Origin of the sequence: Allobosea massiliensis (assembly GCF_042655245.1) — a bacterium.
In the GTDB taxonomy this organism is placed as follows: Bacteria; Pseudomonadota; Alphaproteobacteria; order Rhizobiales; family Beijerinckiaceae; genus Allobosea; species Allobosea massiliensis.
The window spans coordinates 43,388-59,926 of record NZ_JBHSLU010000063.1; the positions used below are offsets into that span (position 1 = coordinate 43,388).

Below are 16,539 nucleotides of genomic sequence, written 5' to 3' on the forward strand. Positions count from 1 at the left end.
GCGACGTCAGCCCACCCGGCCGGGCACGAGGTCGTCCGGCACCTCGCCGGTCGCGAGGTCGCGCGGCCGGTTGAGCACGACCATCGGCTTCACCTGCCAATAGGAGGCCGCCGCGAGCAGCAGCCCGAGCAGCGCGACCGAATGCTGCCCCTGCAGCAAGCCGCGTGCGATGAAGAAAGCGAGCATCAGCAGCGACGCGCCGCTGACCACGGCGAGCGCCGCCCAGAGCGGCGTAGGCTTGCCGGCGACGAAGCGCGCCTTCGGATTGGCCCGTGCGATGGCCGCCGACAAAGCGCTGACGAAGGCGTGATAGCCGGCATCGTCGCGGTCCAGTTCGGTCAGCGAGCGCCAGGAGAGGTTGCCGAAGGTGATGCTGCGGCCATCGCTGAGCCGCAGCTGTGTCCTGAAGCCTTTCGAGCTGAGATTGCTCGGCGCATAGGTGAAGCGGACCTGCTCGACGGCGGATAGCCGGACGCGATCGACCTTGCGGGTCGAATCGACCACCAGCGTCTCGCCCTCCAGCCGATAGGCGATCTCGAATCCGACTGGGCGCGCGCGCTGGCGCCAGGAGGGGAGCTGGGTGTCGTCGTCTGATGTCGGCGTCATGGCGTGAGCCATAGCGGCTGTGCTCAGGCTTGTCGCGGACTCAAGACCCGCGCATCACCTTTTGGAGTTCTCCAGCTTTTCCGAAAGCCAGATCTTGATGAGCGACTGGTAGGGAACATCGCGCTCGTTGGCCGCGATCTTGATGCTTTCCAGAAGCGCGTTGGGCAACCTGATCGAGATTGATGTCGAGGACGGCGTGAGGTTGGGAAAACGAACGGCGGACGCCTTCGTCCAGTCGACATAATCCGTGGAGTCGTGCGTTTCCCAGAAGGCTCGCTCCTCGGCTTCGCTCTGGAATGACGGTATCGCCTTAAGCGGCTTCGGCATAATGACGACGCTCCTTCCGGTTCATGTCGCGCGCCGAGATCACGCGGATGAGGCTGTTCTCTCGGCGCAGGGTGAACACCACGTAGAGACAACGACCTTCATCGGTTTGGCCCAACGCTCAGAACCTGCGTTCCGATAGGCTGTGTTGCTGATCGTCCATCAGCAGCAGCGGCTGGTTCATGAAGACCTGCTCCGCTTCTGCTTGACCGACATGATGCTTGTCGACGCTCTTGCGCGCATTTCCCTGATCCCAATCGAAGCCGATGACGAGATTGAGATCGATCACGATTGTCTACCCTGATCATATACGCATCAAGGATGGCTGGCCTGATCTGGTGGCCTCTCGGGGAGGCCTCAGCGCGCCAGCACCTTCATCGCCCCGTCGAGCCCGTCGAGCGTCAGCGGGAACATGCGCCCGCCCATCAGCGTGCCGATCTGGCGGATCGACTGGGTGTAGCTCCACAGATGCTGCTGTACCGGGTTCAGCCAGACCGATTTGGGAAAACGAGAGGTCAGGCGCTCCATCCAGACCGCTCCGGCCTCTTCGTTCCAATGCTCGACCGAGCCGCCCGGCATCGCGATCTCATAGGGGCTCATGGAGGCGTCGCCGACGAAGACGAGCCGGTAATCGGCCGGGTAGGTCCGAAGCAGCTCGAAGGTCGGGATCGTCTGGTCGTGCCGGCGGCGATTCTCCCGCCAGACCCGCTCATAGGGGCAGTTGTGGAAGTAGAAATGCTCGAAATGCTTGAACTCGGCCCGCGCCGCCGAGAACAGCTCCTCGGCCAGCTCGATATGCCAGTCCATCGAGCCGCCGACATCGAGAAACAGCAGGACCTTGACGGCGTTGCGCCGCTCCGGCCGCAGCTTCACATCGAGATAGCCGTGCCGGGCCGTCTCGCTGATCGTGGAATCCAGATCGAGTTCCTCGGCCGCGCCTGTCCGGGCGAATTTGCGTAAGCGGCGGAGCGCAATCCGCAGGTTTCGAACGCCGAGCTCGCGTGTGTCGTCGAAATCCTTGAACTCGCGCTTGTCCCAGACCTTCACCGCCCGGAAGTTGCGGTTGCCGTCCTGCCCGATGCGCACGCCTTCGGGATTGTAGCCATAGGCGCCGTAGGGCGAGGTGCCGGCGGTGCCGATCCATTTCGAGCCGCCCTGATGGCGGCTCTTCTGCTCTTCCAGGCGCTGCTTCAGCGTCTCGAACAGCTTGTCCCAGCCGAGGGCTTCGATCTGTGCCTTTTCGGCGTCTGTCAGATATTTCTCGGCGAGCTTGCGCAGCCATTCGTCGGGAATGGCCTGCTCTTCGACCGCTTGGCCCAGCGTCTCCAGGCCCTTGAAGACCTCGCCGAAGACTCGGTCGAAACGGTCGAGATGGCGCTCGTCCTTGATCAGGCAGCAGCGTGCGAGGTGGTAGAAATCTTCGACGCGATGCTCCGCGAGATCAGCCTCCACGCCCTCCAGAAGGGCGAGATACTCCCGCAGCGTGACGGGGACCTTGGCGGCCCGCAGATCGGTGAAGAGGCGCAGGAACATGGCGCTACTCTGGCGCCGGAGGCGCTGCCGTCAAGCGCGGACCGCCGCACCTCCCGCGCAGAGCGGGAAGTGCGGCAGAACCGGCCGCTCACGCCACGGCGTCGGCGAGGTCCTTGGTGACCTTGAACTTCACCACGGTCTTGGCCGGGACCTTGATGGTCGCGCCGGTCGAGGGGTTGCGGGCCTCGCGGGCCTCGCGCTTGGCCGCCGAAAACTTGCCGACGCCGCCGAGCGTGATGTCGTCACCGGACTTGAGCGTCTTCGCGACGACGGCGCCCAGCGCGGTCAGGATGGCGGAGACGTCGGTCTTCGACTTGCCGGTCTCGTCCGCGATCGCGGCGATCAGTTCATTCTTGGTCATTAGAAGCTCCTTCGGAGTGGTGTCACGTCCCGCGGCACGTCGATAACGATCGAATCGAAGCGCGCGATGGCCACGGACCGCGCGGTGCGATTGCGGCAGTTGCCATGGTCGACGTCGAAAGGCGATGGCCGCAGCGCAAGATACGCACAGGAATCGCGTTCGTTCCGCGAGGGAAGGCCCGCTTGCAACCGCTGGACGTCCCTCACGGTCGCGATTGACAAGCCGAAGCCGGATATTTCAAGCTTGAAATAATAAGGCCCGGGGGATCGGCATGAAGGTCATCATCGTCGGAGGCGGCATTGGCGGTCTCACGCTCGCCCTGATGCTGCACGCGCGCGGCGTCAGCGCCACCGTCTACGAGCAGGCGGGCGAAATCCGAGAGGTCGGCGTCGGCATCAACACGCTGCCTCATGCGATCCGCGAATTGGCCGAACTCGGCCTGCTGCCGGCGCTCGACGCCGTCGCGATCCGCACCCGCGAACTCGTCTACATGAACCGCTTCGGCCAGACCGTCTGGCGCGAGCCGCGCGGCCTGCATGCCGGTGCGCCGGTGCCGCAATTCTCGATCCATCGCGGCCGGCTTCAGGGCGTCATCCGCGATGCCGTGGTGGCGCGTCTGGGGGAGGGCGCGGTCAGGACCGGCCGGCGGCTGCAGGGCTTCGTGCAGGACGAGGGTGGCGTCACCGCCCACTTCACCGACGCCAGGCGCGGCGAGGCTGGCGAGACGGCGCGAGGCGACATCCTGGTCGCGGCCGACGGCATCCATTCGGCGGTGCGGGCGCATTACTTCCCGAACCAGGGCGCACCGCGCTGGAACGGCGTACAGATGTGGCGCGGCGCCTGCGACTGGCCCGTCTTCCTCGATGGCGAGAGCATGATCGTCGCCGGCGGCATGGCGGGGAAGCTCGTGCTTTACCCCATCGCAAAAGGCACGACGCCGCAGACTCGGCTGACCAACTGGGTCGTCAACATCCGCACCGGAGATCCGGCCAAGCCGCCGCCCAAGGAGGCCTGGTCCAAACCCGGGCGGCTCGAGGATGTGCTGCCCTTCGCGCGGCGCTTCACCGTACCCGGTGTCGACATCCTCGCCCTCATCCAAGCCACGCCGGGTTTCTGGGACTATCCGATGTGCGACCGGGATCCGCTGCCGCGCTGGACCCACGGCCGCGTGACCCTGCTCGGCGATGCCGCCCATCCGATGTATCCGGTGGGTTCGAACGGGGCCTCCCAGGCGATCCTCGACGCCCGCTGTCTCGCCGACCGGCTGGTGAGTTCCGAGCATCCGCGTCATGCGCTCGCGGCTTATGAGGCGCAGCGCTTGCCGGCGACGGCCGAAATCGTGGCGTTGAACCGCAAGGGCGGCCCGGAGCGCGTCATCGACGCCGTCGAGCAGCTCGCGCCGAACGGCTTCGACGATGTCGAACGCGTGCTCAGCTACGCCAAGCGCGAGGCGATCGTGAAATCCTATGCCGGCACGGCGGGTTTCTCGCAGGAGCAACTCGCTCGCAGGGCCTGACGCGCTCAGCCGGCTTCAGTCAGTTGCTCGATGCGGCTTTTCATGCGGGCGTTGTCGCGCTCGGCCATGCGCAGGCGCATCGCGACGTCAGCGTCGGAGGAGCCTCCGGGCTGCGAAGCCTCTTCGGCCTCGAAGGACACGCCGATGCGCGTGCCGCTGCGCCAGCGCATATGGGCCTGGTAGCAACGCTGGCGCTGGGCGATCGCGAGCTCGAAGTCCGGGGGCAGCAGCACCGTCTCCGGCACGACGATGAGGGCGCCGCCCTCCGAGATGTTGCGCACGACGCAGTCCAGGGTGCTGCGCTGCTGGTTGTAGCGGGCCTGCGCCCCCAGCAGCGAGCGAAGGCGCGGGGTCTGGCGTCGCTCCGTCGTCATGGCTCGAGTCCGGCCGTCTTCACCGGGCGGCCCCATGCCGCCTCACGAAAACCATGCCAGAGTCCGCGCTGCGCCGCAGCAACCGGTTCGGTCAGTGTTTAACGATCGGTCGCCCGAATCCGCGAAAGAACAGGGTTCAGCCCGTGTCGCCGCGGCCCGCACGCCGAGCTCGCGCCTCGGCCAGCGAGACCACAGGCGAGGGGGCGGATTCCTCGGGCGTCAGGAAGGCGACGCCGACATCGTCGCCGCGCCGCCAGCACTGCCGGACGCGGCGGCTGTGCCCTTCCGGAATGGTGAGTTCGAAGGTCTGCGGCAGCTCGATCCAGTCCGCCATGCGCACCATCGCGCCGGTCCGCGACCGGTTGCGAACGGTGCAGGCGAGGACGGACTGCTCGCCGTTGAACATGACGCGAGCCGGCTGGTGGAGGCGGCTGCGCGTCTCGAGGCGGCGGTCGGCGATCATCGGCAGGCTCCCGCGACAGGCCTCCGGGGCGGAGGCTGTATCGGGGGGAGTCTGCCGGAAACCGGGCGCCGGCGCAGCTTTTACCGCAGCTTAACCTTACCTCGACGGCGTCAGGCACCGTCCGGCGGCGGCGGCAGGAAATCGACTTCGTGCTTGGCCGAGAGCGCCACGACATCGGCCGGGTTCTGCTCGGCCATCGAGTGGATGCCCCAGAACAGATCGTAGAGACGCGCCGTCGGCGCCACCCAGAACAGGCACTTCACAGGCGCATCGCTCTTGTTGAACAGGCCATGTGGGACGTTACGCGGCAGCCGGATCAGGTCGCCCGGCAGGGCATGGCTCTCGGCCCCGTCGAGGACGAGGTCGAGCCGTCCCTCGAGCATGTAGATGAATTCGTCCTGCGTGGTGTGGATATGCGGGGGCACGAAGGTGCCGGGCGGGAAGGTGGCGTGCCAGGAGAAGGACTCCTCGCTCAGCGACTTCGGCACATAGGTCTGGCCGAGGATGTTCCAGGAGATCGAATCGAGCCCCTCATTGGCCCGGGTGACGCCGGCGGTCAGTGGCTTCATGGCAGATGTCCTCGCTCGTCAGAAATGCAGGAAGCGGTCCTTGACCGCGCTGTCGCTGCGCAGGTCGTCGCTGCTGCCGCGCCAGACGACGCGGCCCTTCTCCAGCACGACATGGCGGTCGGCGATCTTGGCCAGCGCATCGACATTCTTGTCGATCACCAGGATCGACTCGCCCTCGGCCTTCAGCGCCGCAAGGCAGGCCCAGATCTCCTGGCGGATGATCGGCGCCAAGCCCTCCGTCGCCTCGTCGAGGATGATCAGCCGGGGATTGGTCATCAGCGCCCGGCCGATCGCCAGCATCTGCTGTTCGCCGCCCGAAAGCTGGTTGCCGCGGTTGGCGCGGCGCTCCTTCAGGCGCGGGAAGAAAGCGTAGATCCGCTCGATGTCCCAGCGGGGCTTGCCGAAGCGGCTGGCGGCCGTGGCGATGAGGTTCTCCTCGACAGAAAGCGTCGGGAAGATCATCCGCCCCTCGGGGACCAAGCCGATGCCGGCTTGCGCGATCCGGAACGCGGGGGCACCGGTGAGATCCCGCCCCGCGACGCTGACGCGGCCGGATTTCGGCGGGATCAGCCCCATGATCGCGCGGATCGTCGTGGTCTTGCCCATGCCGTTGCGGCCGAGCAGCGTTACGACCTCGCCTTCGCCGATCGAAAGATCGACCCCGAACAGGATCTGCGCCTCGCCATAGCCGGCATCGAGGCCCTCGACGACGAGCATCCTACCCCTCCTCGCCGAGATAGGCCTCGCGGACCGCCGGGTCGGCCCGCACGTTGGCGGGATGGCCCGAGGCGATCACGCGGCCATAGACCAGCACGCTGACGCTGTCGGCCAGGGCGAAAACCGCCTCCATGTCATGCTCGACCAGCAGCATGGCGTAGCGGCCCTTCAGGCTCGCCAGCAGCGCGATCAGCCGCTCGCCCTCCTCACGGCCGACGCCGGCGAGCGGCTCGTCTAGCAGGATCGCGGCGGGCTCCAATGTCAGCGCCATCGCGATTTCGAGAGCCCGCTTCTCGCCATGCGACAACTGACCGGCGAGCACATGGGCACGCTCCGTCAGGCCGACGGCTTCGATCGCCGCCCAAGCCGGGGCGTTCAGGGTCTCGTCCCGGGCCGCGTTTCGGAACAGCGCCAACGGATGCGCGGCGCGCGCCTGGACGCCGAGTGCGACGTTCTCGAGCACCGAGAGCGACGGGATTGTCGAGGTGATCTGAAAGGTTCGGGCGAGGCCGGCGCGCGCCCGTCTTTCCGGTGAGAAGCCGGTGATGTCCTGCCCCCGGAAGCGGATGCTGCCGGTGTCGGGCCGCAGCATGCCGGAGATCTGGTGGACCAGCGTGGTCTTGCCGGCGCCGTTGGGGCCGATCAGGGCGTGGAGTTCGCCCGGTGCGACCGACAGGCTGACGCCGTCCGTGACCTTCAGCGCGCCGAAGGCCTTCTGGATGCCGGAGAGGACGAGCACGGGCTCAGTCATCGCGGCCGATCCCGAGCTTGCGCATCAGCCCGACCAGCCCGCCGCGCGTGAACAGCACGAAGAGCACGATCATCGGCCCGAAGATGACCTTCCAGTGCTCGGTCCAGCCGGCGAGGATGTCCTCGGCGAAGAGGAAGGCCAGCGCCCCGATGATGGCGCCGTGCAGCGAGCCGACGCCACCGAGCACGACCATGAAGATCAGCTCGCCGGAACGCGGCCAGGACATGAAAGCCGGGCTGACGAACTCGGTCTGGTTGGCGAGCAGGAAGCCGGACAGGCCCGCGATCAGCCCGCTGATCACATAGGCGGCGAGGCGCACCTGCGAGACCTGGAACCCGGTAACGGAGACTCGCGTGCCGTTCTCGCGCGCAGCCCTCAGCACGCGGCCGAAGCGCGAGGCGACGATCACGCGGACGAGGAGGTAGCAGGCGAGCAGCACGCCCAGCACGACATAAAAGAAGCCGGTCCGGTTGCCGAAGGCGTTGAACCCCAGCACCGTGCTGCGCTGGTAGAGCGTCAGCCCGTCGTCGCCGCCATAGGCGGAGAGCGCCTGCGCCAGGAAGTAGACCATCTGCCCGAAGGCCAGCGTGATCATGATGAAGGTGACGCCGCGCGTGCGCAGCGAGACATAGCCCGTCACGAGGGCGAACACGCCGCACACCGCGAGCACGACGGGAAGGATCAGCAGCGTCTCCGCCAGACCTTCCGTGATCATGATGCCGGTCGCATAGGCGCCGATCCCCACGAAGGCGGCGTGCCCGAAGGAGACCAGACCGCCGACGCCGAGGATGAGGTCGAGCGACAGCGCCGCGATGGCGAAGATCATGGCCCGCGTCACCAGCGTCAGCCAGTGCGAGGGCAGGCCGAGCGAGACCGCGACCGGCAGCAGCGCCAGCAGCCCGAACAGCAGGATGGGAACGAGCGGGAGGCGCCGGGCGGGCAGGGGGATCGCGCGCCCGGTCGAGCCGGCCCGGGTCGTGGCGGTTTCGCTCATGCCCGGCCCTTCGAGGGCAGGAGCCCCTCCGGCCGGACGAACAGCACGATCGCCATCACGAGATAGATCAGCATCGAGGACAGCGCGGCGCCCGCCGCCCGGGCCGAGGGGGCGCTCATGAACAGCCGCAGCAGGTCGTTCATGAAGGACCGGCCGAGGGTGTCGACGAGGCCGACGATCAGCGCTCCCACGAAGGCGCCCCGGATCGACCCGATGCCGCCGACGACGATGACGACGAAGGCGAGGATCAGAATGTTGTCGCCCATGCCCGGCTCGACCGAGAGGATCGGTGCCGCCATCACCCCGGCGAAGGCGGCCAGCATGGTACCGAAGGCGAAGACGATCATGAAGAGCTTGTTGATGTCGACGCCCAGTGCCGAGACCATGGGGGCGTTCGAGGCGCCGGCCCGCAGCAGCATGCCCGTGCGCGTCTTCTCGACGACGAACCAGAGTAGAGCCCCGACGGCAAGCCCCGCCCCGATCAGCGCGAAGCGATAGGTCGGGTAGAGGATGCCGTCGAGCAGCGCGACGTTGCCAGACAGGAAGGCCGGGACCGGCACCGAGAGCGGCGCAGCGCCCCAGAGCATCTTCACGCCCTGGTTCAGCAGCAGGATGAGCCCGAAGGTCGCCAGCACCTGGTCGAGATGGTCGCGCGCGTAGAGATGTCGAAAGACCAGGAACTCCAGCGCCAGCCCGATCACGAGGGCGCTGGCTAGCGCCAACACGAGCCCCAGCACGAAGCTGCCGGTGATGCCGACGAAGGTCACCGCGAGATAGGCGCCGAGCATGTACTGCACGCCATGCGCCAGGTTGATGAAGTCCATCACGCCGAAGACGAGCGTCAGTCCGGCGGCCACCAGGAACAGCAGGATGCCGAGCTGGAGGCCGTTCAGGATCTGGACGATAAGGAGGCCTGTGGTCATGTCATGTCGCCCGTCATGCTCGGGCGTGACCCGAGCATCTCAGGAAAGAGATTCTCGGGTCTGCGCTGCGCTTCGCCCGAGAATGACGAAGAGGCTTACTTCAGCGGGCATTCCTTGGCGTGCGGGTCGGCATAGTCCGTGAAGACCTTCGAGACGATCTCGGTCTGGAACTTGCCGTCGGGGCGCTTGGCGGCCTTGACGAGATAGAAATCCTGGATCGGGTAGCCGTTGGTGTTGAACTTGAACTTGCCGCGCAGCGAGGTGAAATCGGCCTTCTTAAGGGCCGCGCGCAGCTTGTCCTTATCAGCCGTGCCGCCGGCCGCCTTGACGGCCGAGTCGATCAGCATCGCGGCGTCATAGGCCTGCTGGGCATAGGAGCCGGGCACGATCTTGTAGGCCGCCTCATAGGCGCTGACGAATGTCTTGGTCTGCGGATTGTCCATGTTCGGCGCCCAGGTCATGCCGCCGAACAGGCCGACCGCGGCATCCTGCTGCGCCGGCAGCGTCGATTCATCGACCGTGAAGGCCGAGAGGAAGGGAATCTTGCCTTGCAGGCCCGCCTGCGACCACTGCTTGACGAAGTTGACGCCGAGCCCGCCCGGCAGGAAGGCGAAGACGACGTCGGGCTTGGTCGAGGCGATCTTGGCGAGGTCCGAGGCGAAGTCCATCGAGGTCAGCGGCGCATAGACCTCGTCGACGATCTCGCCCTTGAAGTAGCGCTTGAAGCCCGCGAGCGAGTCCTTACCGGCCTGGTAGTTCGGCGCGATGATGTAGGCGCGCTTGTAGCCCTGGTCTTGGGCATGCTTGCCGAGAACCTCGTGCACCTGGTCGTTCTGGTAGGAGGTGACGAAGAAGTTCTGGTGGCAGCCCTTGCCGGCCATGGTCGAGGGGCCGGCGTTCGGCGAGATCAGGAAGGCGCCCGAGTCGAGCACTGGCTTGGCGATCGCGCCGAGGATATTGGAGAACACCGGGCCGACCACGAAATCCGCCTTCGCGCTTTCGACATAGGCCTTGACCTTGCCGACCGCGACGTCCGGCTTGAGTTCGTCGTCGATCACGGTGATCTGCACCGGCACGCCGCCGAGCTTGCCGCCGTTCTGGTCGACCGCGAGCTGGAAGCCGTCGCGGACCTGCTGGCCGAGTGCCGCCGCCGGGCCGGTCAGCACGCTGACGACGCCGATCTTGAGCGGCTCCTGCGCCTGGGCCGAGGCGATGCCGAGCGCGAGCAGACCGGCACCGAGCGAAAGCGAAAGCTTGAGTGTCATGTCGGATGTCCTCCCGGGACGAACGAGAAAGCCGGAGTGCGACAGGGGTCCCCTCGACCTCCTTGACCGCGCGATGAAGGCATATTGTTTCAAGCTTAAAATATCTGCAAGGGGTTCTTGCCGGAGAATCTTTGACGGCCCGGTGAACCTCCAAGTCATCCCGGACAAGCGGCGATCTCGCGCCGATCCGGGATCCATCGTAGAGCGCAGTTCCCTGTGATCGATCCCGGAGCTCCGCTTCGCTACGTCCGGGATGACGCCGTGGATGGCGTCACCGTCACGGCGATCTCACGCCTGAACGCCGTCCACATACCAGTCCATCTTGGACAGCATCTCGTCGGACGCCTTCTCGCCGGCCTTGAGTCGCACCGTACCCTTCTGGTCCTTCAGTTCCCCGGTAAAGGGGTGGAGCGTGCCGGCGACGATGCCCTTGGTGACCTCGTCGGCGGCGGCACGAGCGGCCGGCGTCACGGCGTCGTTGTACGGCGCGATCTTGACCATGCCGTCCTTGATGCCGCCCCAGACGTCGCCGCTCTTCCACGTGCCGTCCATCACCTCCTTGACGCGCTTGATGTAGTAGCCCGACCAGTCGTCGACGATCGCGGTCAGATGTGCCTTCGGGGCGAAAGCCTTCATGTCGGAGGCCTGGCCGAAGGCGAAGACGCCGCGCTGCTCGGCCGCCTGCAGGGCTGCCGCCGAGTCGGTGTGCTGGGTGATGATGTCGCAGCCCTGGTCGATCAGCGCCTTGGCGGCGTCGGCCTCCTTGGCGGGGTCGTACCAGGTCGACGCCCAGATCACCTTGGTCCGGAAATTCGGGTTCACCTTCCGCGCCGCGAGCGTGAAGGCGTTGATGCCCATCACCACCTCGGGGATCGGGAAGGAGGCGATGTAGCCGGCCTGGCCGGACTTCGACATGTGCCCGGCGATCGTGCCGATCACGGCGCGCCCCTCATAGAAGCGGGCATTGTAGGTCGCGACGTTTTCGGCGCGCTGATAGCCCGTGGCGTGTTCGAATTTCAGCTTCGGGAACTGCTTCGCGACCTGGATCGTCGGGTTCATGAAGCCGAATGACGTCGTGAAGATCAGCTGGTTGCCGGCCTGGGCCAACTGGCGGATCGCCCGGGCGGCGTCGGGGCCCTCCGCCACCTTTTCGATGAAGCTCGTCTTGATCTTCGCGCCGTATTCCTTCTCCAGCGCGAGCCGGCCCTGGTCATGCGTCCAGGTCCAGCCATGGTCGCCGATCGGGCCGACATAGATGAAGCCGACGCCGAGCGGCGCCTGGGCCCGCGCGCCCGTGCCGAGCAGCGGCAGGGCGGCGGCGCTGGCGCCGGCACCGAAATTGAACCGGCGGCGGGTGATGATCGAGGTCATGAAGGGGTTCTCCGGTTGCGGGGCGGCGTCAGGACGCCGAGAAAGGCTTGCCGAGACAGGCCGGCGCGTTGAGCCGGCCCGATCTGCGGCCTAGCGACATCATGGTCAGAACCGCGATAGTCGCAAGATAGGGCGTCATCGCAAGAAGCTCGGGCGCGAGCCAGGTGATGCCGGCCGCCTTCGCCTGCAGCTCGAGCGTCATCACCGCGCCGAAGAGATAGGCGCCGAGCAGCAGGCGTCCCGGCCGCCAGGCGGCGAAGACGACGAGGGCGAGTGCGATCCAGCCCCGACCGGCGGTGAGCCCGTCGGCCCACATCGGCGTCAGCGCCAGCGAGAAATAGGCCCCGCCCAGCCCCGCCAACGCGCCACCGAAGGCGATCGCGGCATAGCGGATGGCGATGACGGGGTAGCCGATGGCATGGGCCGAAGCGTCGTTCTCGCCGACCGCGCGCAGGATCAGGCCCGGCCGCGTCCGGCGCAGGAACAGGCTGACGCCGAGCACGAGCGCGAGCGAGAGATAGACGACGATGTCGTGGCCGAAGATGGCGCGCAGCCAGGGATGCTCGGAGAGCGCGGCCGGAAACACCGGGCCGAGCCGTGTGATCGTGCGGCCGACGAAACCCGCCCCGATCAGCGAGGAGGCGCCGATGCCGAAGATCGTCAGCGCCAGCCCCGTCGCGACCTGATTGGCCGTCAGCGACAGCGTCAGCACGGCGAAGACCATTGCCGTCGCCACGCCCGCCGCCATTGCCGCGACGAGACCCAGCATCGTGCTGCCGGTGCTGAAGGCGACCGCGAAGCCCGCGACCGCGCCGCACAGCATCATGCCCTCGACGCCGAGATTGAGCACGCCGGCTTTCTCCGTGACGAGTTCCCCCAGCGCCGCCAGCAGGATCGGCGTGGAGGCCGCGACGAGGGTCATCAGGATCGAGACGAGGATGGCGGTGGTCATGGCGCCCCCTCCGTCATTCTCGGGCGCAGCGCAGGCGCGTACCCGGAACCCACGACCGGGTGAGCCATGGGGTCCTGCGTCATGCTCGCCCTTGTGGCGAGAATCCACGTCTTGAACACTGAGCCAGCCCGAGGAAGGCGTGGATGGTCGGCACAAGGCCGACCATGACGGGTCTTCCGTCTCACCCCGTCGTGGGTTCCGGGTTCGCTGCTGCGCAGCGCCCCGGAATGACAGGTGCAGGTTGTCGAGCGCCCTCTCATGCCGCCCGCACCTTCCAGCCGATGCGGTACTTCACCAGCACGTCGGTCGCCAGCAGCACGAACAGCAGCAGGGCTTGGAACATGCCCGTCGCCGCCTGCGGCAGGCGGACCGTCGTCTGGGCGATCTCGCCGCCGACATAGGTCGCCGCGAGCACGATGCCGCCGAAGACGATGCCGAGCGGGTTCAGCCGTCCCAGGAACGCGACGATGATCGCGGTGAAGCCGTAGCCGGTCGGGAATTGTGGCGTCAGCTGTCCGAAGGGGCCGGCTGCCTCGAACAGCCCGGCGAGGCCGGCGAGCCCGCCACCCGCCAGCAGCGTCGCCCAGGTCACCCGGTCGGCGCTGAAGCCGCCATGGCGCGCCGCGGCGGGCGCCAGCCCGACGACCTTCACCGCGTAACCGGCGGTCGTCTTTTCCATCAACAGCCAGGCAATCAGCGCGATCAGAAGCGCCGCCGGAATGCCGAGATGGACGAGCGAGCCTTCCAACACGGTCGGCAGGGTCTGGTCGGCGCTGAACATCCGTGTCTGCGGAAAATTGAAGCCGTCAGGGTCCTTCCAGGGCCCGCGCACCAGGTAATAGAGGCTCTGCACCGCGACATAGGTCAGCATCAGGCTGGTCAGGATCTCGCTGACCTGCAGCCGCACGCGCAGGACGGCTGGCACCGCCGCCCAGGCCATGCCGCCCAGCACGCCCGCAACGGCCATGGCGGGCAGGATCCACCAGCCGGTCATTTCATGCGTCGCCAGCGCCACGCCGGTGCCGGCGATCGCGCCCATGATGTACTGGCCCTCGGCGCCGATATTCCAGACATTGGCGCGGAAGCCGATGGCGAGCCCGAGCGCGATCATCACCAGAGGCGCCGCCTTGACGCCGAGATCGGGCCAGCGCTGCGGCTCCACGAAGGGCGTCACGAAGATGCTTTCGACGGCGTGGAAGCCGTCATAGCCCATCGCCGTGAACACGATCATGCCGAGCAGCATCGTCAGCCCGATCGCGATCAGCGGGCTGAGCCAGAGCATCAGCGTGCTCGGTTCGCGGCGGCGGCGCCATTCAAGCATGGGCCGGCTCTCCCGGCGGCGCGGCTGCGCCATGCACGCCGCCCATCATCAGGCCGATTTCGTCGATGCCGAGGCTGGCGACGGCGCGCGGCGTTGACAGCCGGCCCTCGTTGATGACGCAGAGCCTGTCGGCCAGTTCGAGCAGCTCGTCGAGATCCTGCGAGATCACCACCACCGCCGAGCCCTTCTCGGCGAGATCGACGAGTTCCTGCCGGATCGCCGCCGCGGCCCCCGCATCCACGCCCCAGGTCGGTTGGCTGACGACGAGCACGGCGGGAGATTGGCCAATCTCGCGGCCCATGATGAACTTCTGCAGATTGCCGCCCGAGAGCGAGCGGGCGAGCGCCGCGGTCCCGGTGGTGCGGACGTCGAAGCGCTTGATCACGGAATCGGCGAAGCGCTGGACATCGCCCGTGCTGATCAGACCGAGCGGCGTCAGCGGCAGGCGGTGGCGTGCGGTCAGGATCGCGTTGTCGGCGAGAGAAAAATCCGGCACCGCGGCATGGCCGTTGCGTTCTTCCGGCACGCAGCAGAGCCCGAGCGCCCGGCGCGCCCCCGCACCCAGCCGCCCGACCGGTTTGCCGTCGAGTGTGACCGCATCGGCCGTGTTCGCAGGCCGCTCGCCCGACAGGGCGGTCAGCAGCTCCGACTGGCCGTTGCCCGCAACGCCGGCGATTCCGAGGATTTCGCCGGCCCGCGCCTCGAAGGCGACCGCACGCAGGTCGGTGCCGAAGGGCGGCTCGCCCGGCAGCGTCAGCCCGGAGACCGACAGCCGCACCGACCCGGCGCCGGCGCTCCCGCCATGCTCGATCTGGCGGAGTTCCGCGCCGATCATCAGCTCGGCCATGCGCTTCGTGCTCTCAACGCGCGGGTCACAGGTCGCGACGACCCGGCCAGCCCGCAGGATCGTGGCGGCCTCGCACAGAGCCTTGATCTCGTGGAGCTTGTGCGAAATGTAGAGGATCGCGCAGCCCTGCGAGGCGATCTGGCGCAGCGTGCCGAAGAGCTTGTCCACCTCCTGCGGCGTCAGCACCGAGGTCGGCTCGTCCATGATCAGCAGCCGGGGATTTTGCAGCAGGCAGCGGACGATCTCGATGCGCTGGCGCTCGCCGACCGACAGCGTATGCACCTCGCGCTCGGGATCGAGCGGCAGCGAGTAGCTCTCCAGGATCGCCGCGACGCGGCCCTTGAGCTCGTCCTTGTCGCAGGCTTCGTCGAGGCCGAGCGCGATGTTCTCGATCACCGTCATCGCGTCGAAGAGCGAGAAGTGCTGGAAGACCATGCCGATTCCCAGCCGCCGCGCGATCTTGGGCGAGAGAATGGCGACCGGCGCGCCATCCCAGGCGATGGTCCCGGTGTCCGCCTGCTGCACGCCGTAGATGATCTTGACCAGCGTCGACTTGCCGGCGCCGTTCTCGCCGAGCAGGGCGTGGATCTCGCCCGGGCGGACGCTGAGGCTGATGTCCTCGTTCGCCTTCACGCCGGGGAAGCTCTTGGAGATGCCCGCAAGGGCGAGCCGAGGGCGAACCGTCTGTTCAGGCGGTTGCGTCATGGCCGGCTCGTTCCTCCGCTCCGGCTCCGCGGGAAGCCTCTGGTTTCCGAAGCAAACTCCGCACCAGTTCGGCGGCCGTCAAGGCCGCGATGACCTCGGGGCGCTTGTCATCCACATCGGCGCCGCCGATCGGGCAGGCGAGGCGCGACAGCGCCTCGCGTCGCCCCCCGGTGCGGAGGAAGCCGGCCTCGAAGCGCGCGCGTTTGGTCGCCGAGCCGATCATGCCGACATAAGCCGCATCGCCCCGCTGCAGCGCGGCTTCCGTCAGCCGGTAGTCGAGCGCGTGGCTGTGCGTGAGCACGACATGGGCGGCGCCGGCCGGCGCCGTCGCAAGGGCCGCGACGGGATCGGCCATGCGGATGCAGGTCACCGCCGCCGGCAGCCCGTCCATCACGCCGTCGCGGTCGTCGATCAGCATGACCCTGAAAGGGAGAAGGGCCAGCGCCTCGACCAGGGCCCGCCCGGTATGCCCGGCGCCGAAGACCAGCACGGCCGGGCGCGCCTCGGCATCGGCCCGCTCCCGCGCCACCTGCATCGCGAGGTCGGTCGAGGTCGCGCGCCGCAGCGAAACCTGCACCCGCCCGCCACAGCACTGGCCCATCTGCGGGCCGAGCGGAATGTCGAGGCTGCGTTCGCGCTCGCCGCTCGAGAGCATCTCGCGCGCCATGTCGATGCAATGAAACTCGAGCTGCCCGCCGCCGATCGTCCCGGCGGTGGCGTTGAGGCTGACGGCCATGGCCGCACCGGCTTCGCGGGGGGTGGACCCGGCCGCGTGGGTCAGGGTGACCAGGATGGCGCCTGGGCGACGATGCTGCGCGAGAAAGGCGGAGAGGCTCATTCCCTCCCCCCGCTTGCGGTGGGGAGGGTTAGGGTGGGGGGCCGGAAAGCCGGAGCATTGTCCCTCGTCGTTTCACCGAGCGGCACTGCCCCCCACCCCGGCCCTCCCC

20 protein-coding genes are annotated in these 16,539 nt (G+C 67.5%); 1 reads left to right on the forward strand and 19 read right to left on the reverse strand.

Going from position 1 to position 16,539, the window contains the following annotated elements:
* Positions 1 to 6: 6 nt before the first annotated feature.
* The 6 genes from ACFPN9_RS17945 to ACFPN9_RS17970 form a co-directional block, all read right to left on the reverse strand.
* Complete coding sequence (locus tag ACFPN9_RS17945; RefSeq protein ID WP_156446549.1) at positions 7 to 606, reverse strand: hypothetical protein; 600 nt, start codon at positions 604 to 606, stop codon at positions 7 to 9.
* 54 nt (positions 607 to 660) lie between these two features.
* The gene (locus tag ACFPN9_RS17950) at positions 661 to 933 is read right to left on the reverse strand and encodes a BrnA antitoxin family protein (RefSeq protein WP_066721350.1); all 273 of its coding nucleotides are present in this window, start codon (positions 931 to 933) and stop codon (positions 661 to 663) included.
* The gene (locus ACFPN9_RS17955; protein WP_348626264.1) at positions 917 to 1,048 is read right to left on the reverse strand and encodes a BrnT family toxin; all 132 of its coding nucleotides are present in this window, start codon (positions 1,046 to 1,048) and stop codon (positions 917 to 919) included. Before ACFPN9_RS17955 ends, ACFPN9_RS17950 begins: the two co-directional genes overlap by 17 nt.
* A gap of 3 nt (positions 1,049 to 1,051) precedes the next feature.
* On the reverse strand, positions 1,052 to 1,219 hold the full coding sequence (locus ACFPN9_RS17960) for a BrnT family toxin (RefSeq protein ID WP_348626263.1): 168 nt from the start codon (positions 1,217 to 1,219) through the stop codon (positions 1,052 to 1,054).
* A gap of 68 nt (positions 1,220 to 1,287) precedes the next feature.
* Positions 1,288 to 2,463: a vWA domain-containing protein gene (locus ACFPN9_RS17965; protein ID WP_066721352.1), complete on the reverse strand. Its 1,176-nt coding sequence runs from the start codon at positions 2,461 to 2,463 to the stop codon at positions 1,288 to 1,290.
* Positions 2,464 to 2,551: 88 nt separating this feature from the next.
* On the reverse strand, positions 2,552 to 2,824 hold the full coding sequence (locus ACFPN9_RS17970) for an HU family DNA-binding protein (RefSeq protein ID WP_066721353.1): 273 nt from the start codon (positions 2,822 to 2,824) through the stop codon (positions 2,552 to 2,554).
* Positions 2,825 to 3,095: 271 nt separating this feature from the next.
* On the opposite strand from ACFPN9_RS17970, the gene ACFPN9_RS17975 reads away from it, so the two are divergent.
* A complete protein-coding gene (locus tag ACFPN9_RS17975) occupies positions 3,096 to 4,340 on the forward strand; it encodes a flavin-dependent oxidoreductase (protein WP_066721356.1) in 1,245 nt (414 codons plus the stop codon).
* Between the two features lie 5 nt (positions 4,341 to 4,345).
* On the opposite strand, the gene ACFPN9_RS17980 is transcribed toward ACFPN9_RS17975, so the two are convergent.
* The 13 genes from ACFPN9_RS17980 to xdhC all read right to left on the reverse strand — a co-directional run bounded on the left by ACFPN9_RS17980 (position 4,346) and on the right by xdhC (position 16,430).
* Positions 4,346 to 4,714, reverse strand: coding sequence for a PilZ domain-containing protein (locus ACFPN9_RS17980; RefSeq protein WP_066721358.1), 369 nt, complete (start codon positions 4,712 to 4,714; stop codon positions 4,346 to 4,348).
* A 136-nt stretch (positions 4,715 to 4,850) separates the two neighbouring features.
* A complete protein-coding gene (locus tag ACFPN9_RS17985; RefSeq protein WP_066721360.1) occupies positions 4,851 to 5,177 on the reverse strand; it encodes a PilZ domain-containing protein in 327 nt (108 codons plus the stop codon).
* A 110-nt stretch (positions 5,178 to 5,287) separates the two neighbouring features.
* Positions 5,288 to 5,746, reverse strand: coding sequence for a cupin domain-containing protein (locus ACFPN9_RS17990; protein ID WP_066721362.1), 459 nt, complete (start codon positions 5,744 to 5,746; stop codon positions 5,288 to 5,290).
* An 18-nt stretch (positions 5,747 to 5,764) separates the two neighbouring features.
* Positions 5,765 to 6,463 carry an ABC transporter ATP-binding protein gene (locus ACFPN9_RS17995; protein WP_066721364.1) on the reverse strand — a complete coding sequence of 233 codons (699 nt, stop codon included), beginning with the start codon at positions 6,461 to 6,463 and terminating at the stop codon, positions 5,765 to 5,767.
* 1 nt (position 6,464) lies between these two features.
* Positions 6,465 to 7,214, reverse strand: coding sequence for an ABC transporter ATP-binding protein (locus ACFPN9_RS18000; RefSeq protein ID WP_066721366.1), 750 nt, complete (start codon positions 7,212 to 7,214; stop codon positions 6,465 to 6,467).
* Positions 7,207 to 8,208: a branched-chain amino acid ABC transporter permease gene (locus tag ACFPN9_RS18005; RefSeq protein ID WP_066721368.1), complete on the reverse strand. Its 1,002-nt coding sequence runs from the start codon at positions 8,206 to 8,208 to the stop codon at positions 7,207 to 7,209. The genes ACFPN9_RS18000 and ACFPN9_RS18005 overlap by 8 nt, the downstream gene beginning before the upstream one ends.
* Complete coding sequence (locus ACFPN9_RS18010; protein ID WP_066721370.1) at positions 8,205 to 9,131, reverse strand: branched-chain amino acid ABC transporter permease; 927 nt, start codon at positions 9,129 to 9,131, stop codon at positions 8,205 to 8,207. The genes ACFPN9_RS18005 and ACFPN9_RS18010 overlap by 4 nt, the downstream gene beginning before the upstream one ends.
* A gap of 95 nt (positions 9,132 to 9,226) precedes the next feature.
* On the reverse strand, positions 9,227 to 10,396 hold the full coding sequence (locus tag ACFPN9_RS18015; protein ID WP_066721372.1) for an ABC transporter substrate-binding protein: 1,170 nt from the start codon (positions 10,394 to 10,396) through the stop codon (positions 9,227 to 9,229).
* A 288-nt stretch (positions 10,397 to 10,684) separates the two neighbouring features.
* Entirely contained in the window at positions 10,685 to 11,767 is a 1,083-nt protein-coding gene (locus ACFPN9_RS18020; protein ID WP_066721375.1) for a BMP family ABC transporter substrate-binding protein, read from the reverse strand.
* A gap of 28 nt (positions 11,768 to 11,795) precedes the next feature.
* Positions 11,796 to 12,719, reverse strand: a complete 924-nt coding sequence (locus ACFPN9_RS18025) for an ABC transporter permease (protein WP_066721377.1) — start codon at positions 12,717 to 12,719, stop codon at positions 11,796 to 11,798.
* Between the two features lie 256 nt (positions 12,720 to 12,975).
* Complete coding sequence (locus ACFPN9_RS18030) at positions 12,976 to 14,040, reverse strand: ABC transporter permease (protein ID WP_066721383.1); 1,065 nt, start codon at positions 14,038 to 14,040, stop codon at positions 12,976 to 12,978.
* Entirely contained in the window at positions 14,033 to 15,592 is a 1,560-nt protein-coding gene (locus ACFPN9_RS18035) for an ABC transporter ATP-binding protein (protein WP_066721379.1), read from the reverse strand. Before ACFPN9_RS18035 ends, ACFPN9_RS18030 begins: the two co-directional genes overlap by 8 nt.
* Positions 15,576 to 16,430, reverse strand: coding sequence for a xanthine dehydrogenase accessory protein XdhC (gene xdhC / locus ACFPN9_RS18040; protein WP_082737548.1), 855 nt, complete (start codon positions 16,428 to 16,430; stop codon positions 15,576 to 15,578). The genes ACFPN9_RS18035 and xdhC overlap by 17 nt, the downstream gene beginning before the upstream one ends.
* Positions 16,431 to 16,539 lie beyond the last annotated feature (109 nt).

Coding starts and splice junctions, on each gene's coding strand:
- ACFPN9_RS18015 (WP_066721372.1), bottom strand. CDS start 10,396: ATGACACTCAAGCTTTCGCTTTCGCTCGGTGCCGGTCTGCTCGCGCTC.
- ACFPN9_RS18020 (WP_066721375.1), bottom strand. CDS start 11,767: ATGACCTCGATCATCACCCGCCGCCGGTTCAATTTCGGTGCCGGCGCC.
- ACFPN9_RS17975 (WP_066721356.1), top strand. CDS start 3,096: ATGAAGGTCATCATCGTCGGAGGCGGCATTGGCGGTCTCACGCTCGCC.
- ACFPN9_RS18030 (WP_066721383.1), bottom strand. CDS start 14,040: ATGCTTGAATGGCGCCGCCGCCGCGAACCGAGCACGCTGATGCTCTGG.
- ACFPN9_RS18035 (WP_066721379.1), bottom strand. CDS start 15,592: ATGACGCAACCGCCTGAACAGACGGTTCGCCCTCGGCTCGCCCTTGCG.
- ACFPN9_RS17950 (WP_066721350.1), bottom strand. CDS start 933: ATGCCGAAGCCGCTTAAGGCGATACCGTCATTCCAGAGCGAAGCCGAG.
- ACFPN9_RS17990 (WP_066721362.1), bottom strand. CDS start 5,746: ATGAAGCCACTGACCGCCGGCGTCACCCGGGCCAATGAGGGGCTCGAT.
- ACFPN9_RS17985 (WP_066721360.1), bottom strand. CDS start 5,177: ATGATCGCCGACCGCCGCCTCGAGACGCGCAGCCGCCTCCACCAGCCG.
- ACFPN9_RS17965 (WP_066721352.1), bottom strand. CDS start 2,463: ATGTTCCTGCGCCTCTTCACCGATCTGCGGGCCGCCAAGGTCCCCGTC.
- ACFPN9_RS18010 (WP_066721370.1), bottom strand. CDS start 9,131: ATGACCACAGGCCTCCTTATCGTCCAGATCCTGAACGGCCTCCAGCTC.
- ACFPN9_RS17970 (WP_066721353.1), bottom strand. CDS start 2,824: ATGACCAAGAATGAACTGATCGCCGCGATCGCGGACGAGACCGGCAAG.
- ACFPN9_RS18000 (WP_066721366.1), bottom strand. CDS start 7,214: ATGACTGAGCCCGTGCTCGTCCTCTCCGGCATCCAGAAGGCCTTCGGC.
- xdhC (WP_082737548.1), bottom strand. CDS start 16,430: ATGAGCCTCTCCGCCTTTCTCGCGCAGCATCGTCGCCCAGGCGCCATC.
- ACFPN9_RS18025 (WP_066721377.1), bottom strand. CDS start 12,719: ATGACCACCGCCATCCTCGTCTCGATCCTGATGACCCTCGTCGCGGCC.
- ACFPN9_RS17995 (WP_066721364.1), bottom strand. CDS start 6,463: ATGCTCGTCGTCGAGGGCCTCGATGCCGGCTATGGCGAGGCGCAGATC.
- ACFPN9_RS17945 (WP_156446549.1), bottom strand. CDS start 606: ATGACGCCGACATCAGACGACGACACCCAGCTCCCCTCCTGGCGCCAG.
- ACFPN9_RS17980 (WP_066721358.1), bottom strand. CDS start 4,714: ATGACGACGGAGCGACGCCAGACCCCGCGCCTTCGCTCGCTGCTGGGG.
- ACFPN9_RS18005 (WP_066721368.1), bottom strand. CDS start 8,208: ATGAGCGAAACCGCCACGACCCGGGCCGGCTCGACCGGGCGCGCGATC.